This is a genomic window from Mesorhizobium sp. M1273 (assembly GCF_040318195.1).
Classification (GTDB): Bacteria; Pseudomonadota; Alphaproteobacteria; order Rhizobiales; family Rhizobiaceae; genus Mesorhizobium.
Genome location: NZ_JAMYLV010000076.1, coordinates 1 through 4,676, shown reverse-complemented (window position 1 = coordinate 4,676; position 4,676 = coordinate 1). Strand labels below are relative to the sequence as shown.

Annotated in this window: 5 protein-coding genes and 1 pseudogene; 3 read left to right on the top strand and 3 right to left on the bottom strand. The window is 59.8% G+C overall.

All coding sequences use genetic code 11. The features are described 5' to 3' along the window. Positions 1 to 205: 205 nt before the first annotated feature. Together istB and NKH30_RS32900 are read right to left on the bottom strand one after the other, a co-directional pair. Positions 206 to 979 carry an IS21-like element helper ATPase IstB gene (istB, locus tag NKH30_RS32905; protein WP_352998148.1) on the bottom strand — a complete coding sequence of 258 codons (774 nt, stop codon included), beginning with the start codon at positions 977 to 979 and terminating at the stop codon, positions 206 to 208. Positions 980 to 995: 16 nt separating this feature from the next. Further along, positions 996 to 1,730 (bottom strand): annotated as a pseudogene (locus NKH30_RS32900) (Mu transposase domain-containing protein); the annotation flags it as partial. 472 nt (positions 1,731 to 2,202) lie between these two features. Between NKH30_RS32900 and NKH30_RS32895 the strand changes: the two are divergent. Next, positions 2,203 to 2,577, top strand: coding sequence for a hypothetical protein (locus tag NKH30_RS32895; protein ID WP_352816276.1), 375 nt, complete (start codon positions 2,203 to 2,205; stop codon positions 2,575 to 2,577). A gap of 277 nt (positions 2,578 to 2,854) precedes the next feature. On the opposite strand, the gene NKH30_RS32890 is transcribed toward NKH30_RS32895, so the two are convergent. Next, positions 2,855 to 3,031, bottom strand: coding sequence for a DUF982 domain-containing protein (locus NKH30_RS32890; protein ID WP_352542277.1), 177 nt, complete (start codon positions 3,029 to 3,031; stop codon positions 2,855 to 2,857). Positions 3,032 to 3,514: 483 nt separating this feature from the next. Here NKH30_RS32890 and NKH30_RS32885 point away from each other — a divergent pair, with 483 nt between their 5' ends. Together NKH30_RS32885 and NKH30_RS32880 are read left to right on the top strand one after the other, a co-directional pair. Next, entirely contained in the window at positions 3,515 to 3,661 is a 147-nt protein-coding gene (locus NKH30_RS32885) for an FAD-dependent monooxygenase (protein ID WP_352542278.1), read from the top strand. Between the two features lie 497 nt (positions 3,662 to 4,158). Next, entirely contained in the window at positions 4,159 to 4,413 is a 255-nt protein-coding gene (locus NKH30_RS32880; protein ID WP_352542334.1) for a DUF982 domain-containing protein, read from the top strand. The last annotated feature ends 263 nt before the right edge of the window (positions 4,414 to 4,676 follow it).

Below are 4,676 nucleotides of genomic sequence, written 5' to 3'. Positions count from 1 at the left end.
TGTTTCGCGAAACGGCAATTCAAACCGGAGGCGCCCGACGAAAGCTTGGCAAACCAACACTTTGGAAGCATGCGGGCTACTTGCCGTCGTGTTGTCCTTTATTCTTACCGTTCTGTTGGTTGGTCTCATCCTTGGCTGAACCATGCCCTTGCCACCGGCGACACTATGCCCGGCAATTGGCGAAGGTTGTGGCCAGTTCGAAGGATTAACCATTCGTGCTAAGCGTTTTGGCGCCGGTCAAGAGCGGCGGTGTTTTTTGCTTTCTCATGCTGTCGCCTTCGAGGGTGACGCGATGGGCGTTGTGGACGATCCGGTCGAGAATGGCGTCGGCGATTGTCGGCTCGCCGATCATGGCATGCCACTGGGCGATTGGCAGTTGCGCGGTGATCAGCGTCGATTTCCGGCGGTAGCGTTCCTCGAAGATTTCCAGCAGATCGAGACGCGGCTGGTCGGTCAGGCTGTGGGTGCCCCAGTCGTCAAGGATGAGCAGTTGCACCCGAGCCAGCTTGTCGATGAGACGGGGAAAGCGGCCGTCCAGACGCGCCAGGGCGAGATCCTCAAACAGACGTGGCATGCGCAGGTAGAGCACGGAATGATCGAGCCGGGCGGCCTGACGTCCGAAGGCGCAGGCCAGCCAAGTCTTTCCGGTGCCGGTCTGCCCGGTGATGATGAGGTTCTCATGCGCCTTCAGCCAGGCGCCATGGGCGAGCGATAGCGTATTGCGCCGGTCGAGCCCGCGATGTGCGGCGAAGTCGATGTTCTCGATGCAGGCATCGGCAAAGCGCAGCCTGGCAACGGCGAGATGGTTGGTCACACGCTTGTCGGCACGCCTGGCGGCTTCACGATCGAGCATCAGGCCAAGCCACTCGTCGCGACTGAGATCGTCGGCGTTGCTCTGGTCGGCCAGGTCCCGATAGGCGGCGGCCATTCCGCCAAGGCCGAGAGCCTGCATCTGGTCGAGGGTTGGATGTGTCAGCATGGTTGGTTTCCTTCCTTCATTGATAATAGGAGCCGCCGCGGATGTTGGTGTGCGATGGCGTGGGCTTGACCGGCTCGGCCGCGGGCGGCACGCGGTCGAGGCCGGATTTGAGGATGGCGTTGACGGAGGAGTAGGTGATCGCATTGATGGTCAGCGCCCGCGCGCAGGCCGCCTCGAGCCGATCCCGCTCGTAGCGACGGGCCAGCGAGAGGATGCCAAACGCGGAGCGGTATCCCTGCTCGGGATGGGGACGGTCGCGCATCATCCGCTCGACCAGGATGGCGGTGTTGGCGCCGATCCCGGCTGCCTGCCGGATCAGGTTCGCCGGCGTCGTGTTGGCATAGCGCTGATGCGCCTTGGGCATGTGCTCGTTGACGGTGACATGGCCGCAGCGCTGCGAGCGGCGGACATGGCTGGCGACGCGCTTGTGATCATGGAAGAGCTCGACCACCCGATGGGTGAGCCGCACATCCACGCGCCGCCCGATCAGCGCGTGCGGCACCGAGTAGAAGGTCCTGTCGATCTCGACATGGTAGTCGGGATGCACCTTCGCCGATTTCCACTCCGCATATTCGAACGGCGCCGGCGGCAATGGCGACAGGGCCGTTCGTTCGATCTCCTCGAACAGCTCGCGGCGGCTTTTGCCGACGTGGCGCATGGGGCGATTGTTCAAATCCTCCAGCAACCCCGCGATTGCGGCGTTGAGATCGCCGAGACTGAAGAAGCGCCGGTTGCGCAGCCGGGCCAGGACCCTGCTCATGCGTCAGGCGCAGGATTGATTGTAGGTCTTTCACTGTCGTTCGTCTCGCTTGCTTCCGTCTTGGCATGGCCCCTCTCAACCCGATGATGAGAGGGCAAAATGCCAGAACGGCGCTCCCGAGAACCGACCGTTATCCGCCCTGAAAACTGTCCGGGAATTAGCGGAATCACGGTCCCGTAATTACTGAAATCGCTGTCCGCGAATTAGCGGAATGGGTGTCCGCGAATTTCTGAAACACGCAATCCGCCAGCAATCGGCGCCAACCGAGGCGTGGACTACCGAGATCAAAGGGACGGATGCGGAGGGCAAGCGTGTCGAGGACAACGCGTGAACAGTCGCTCCCGATTTATTCCTGGCCTTTTCTGTACTCAATCTCTGAAACCACCCACCCTGCCGGTTGCCGCCACCGATGCACATGCCAGCGTGCCAATGCGCACGACCGAGTGCGCTGGTGTAGCGAAGCTTGCGCAGCTACCGCGTGCTCATGCACCACAGCCTAAGCCTCATGCTAATCACCCAGCCGGTTGAGTGGAGCAGGTACAAACGTCCGCCTGTAGAATGTCCTTCTTGCCTATTATTGCAGACGCTCTACCTCGTCCCGATGATTTGGGCTGCCGCTGGAAGGTTCTGCGATGCCGGCGAAGTCGCCAATCCACCGCCGATGCACGACCTGGTCATTCTGCGGCTGGTCAAAGAAACGGGGATCACCGTCGAACAGGCGCGCGATCTCATCAACCTATTGGGCAACCTCAACTGGGACTCGCTCTTGCGAGAAGCCCGATTCCTTACCAGCGCCGCTGAGGCGATAGGCACTCAGTCACGGATATTGAAATATTGAAAGCGCCACAAAATCCGCTAATCTCAACTGGGGTCGCCTTTGCTTGCCACGGGGTGACCACCTAGCCTAACCCCGCTCCGGCCAAAGGGTCCCCCGCCCTCGCCCCAACGCCGGAGCGGGGCTTTGGTTACCCTGGGCCTTGTCAGGCGCATCGTGGTCCTTGCCACGATGGCCAGTAGCCACGGAGTCGGTGCGGTACTTCATTGTCGCTCAACGTCGGCATTACGATTTCGATTGTCGCGCTAAGGTGGGGATCGTGCCTCAAGCGTCCGTCCCGTCAAGGATCACCCGCGACCAGCATCTTCTTCTCGATGGCGGCAGCCTTGAAACCGATGCGGGCGTCGTCGGGTGATAGCTCGCCGGCTAGTGCCGCCATGCACACCCTTTCCGCTTTATTCCATTTAGGACCGCGCTTGGTCCATCTGACCACCGCCAAGCTTACCACCTCGACCATCTGACTATCTTGTCGTTGGCAAGTTGGGGACGTCTATGACTGCACTGATTTTTTGCGTTCTTATTCGTGGTGATGGTCACCTGCCTGGGTGCGGCTTGACGCTTGACGTTGCCCAGTTTCTATCCATTTTTGAGTTCGTTTCCGGCGTGGGTTGTGCTCTGCTGGGCGGGTGAAGCGATTCGAACGCCCAGCTTGCGCGTGCTGTCTTTGTCAACCGCAGAGTATGCTTCCGGTGCTCCAGTCACTGGAGCACAACGGCTGGATCGTGAGGCGCGCTTCCGCGAAACGTGGTTCACGACATTTCCTATTGGGCCGACATGCAAGCGACGACCGCCTCACCAGGGGGGAGCCGACCAAGGTCCACCATCTCGACCGCGACCCCGAATAACGGATCGAGATCCACCGTGTCATGTCGATGAGCAGGGTCTGCGTGTATTTTGGCCAAACAAAATATCGGATTGATCCAGTCAACGGAATATCCCCGTGGAAAGCACAACCCCAATTGTTATCGTTGGTGGGCGCTTAAACAGCCTGACCGCCGCATCGCTTCTGAGCCATCAGGGCGTCTCCTGCATGGTTGTGGAGCGCCATTCGCCAACATCAGGATGCCGATCCTTGTCTTGGGCATGAAAGCCACGTAGGCGCCGAACCCGTTTGTGGAGCCGGTTTTGTTGAAAGGTTTCGGCTCCGAAGGAATCTCCACCGGCGTAGTTGCGTCGCGGCATTGCCCTCCGTGATCATCGTGCCAGAGTGACCGAGCTCAGACAGATATGAGATTCTTGCAGTTGAGGAGGGGTTCTCCGCAACTCGGGTTGCGAAGCTCAAATCATAGGAGAACCACATGCAGGTTTTTCGCCTGCCCGGTCATCTTATACGCAACGCCGGGCGGGCGTCGCGGCTTCTCGGCGCGAAGACCCCAACTATCGAAGCTGAGAGAAGACGCAACGCGGTGGCGCGCGATGCTCAGGTGGCTGAAGGGTCTTTGTCGCTCTTGATCGCTCTGCTTCAACTCCGGCCCAAGCCGGTCGCCGCTAGAGCGCGGATTGTTCACGGTCGACTACTTGCCGAAGTTTGATGTGGCGCAAAGGATCACCGGAAGCTAACATATCTTGTTCTTGGAGGCTGTCGTGCGTACGAGACGTTTCAGAAAGCCCGTCGTCGTTCAACCCGGCCGGATCGATCGCGACAGAGTTGTTGCATCAGTATCCGACGCGGCCGAAGTTCTATTGAGGGATTGGCCGAGGCCGGCGGGCAAGTCGCGGCTCGCCGCAATCGAAGCATGCCTTGCCGTAATCCGTGGAGAAAAACCACCAAGGATAGCGCGCCAGGCGTTCATCGCTGCGGCCAAGGAGGCCAGGATACTGCTCGGGGAAGAAATTTAGGCTTGCCCAGCACCCGTATGGGCATGCCCTTGAAGCACGGAGCGCTGCTGGATTCAGCGGCTTTGTTGCTTAGTGGCATCGAGCAGAGTGTGACGTATCGATGTAGTGCGATTTTGTCGATATGATTTGATTGTCTGTCGAGGGCGACGATGTATCGGCTGTACGCATCCGGTGAAGACCGCAGACGTGCGCATCCGGCAGCCAGGAGAACCTGAGCACCGGAGTGCTGGGGTCAAGCTTTCTTTGGGGAGACGCGATGATAT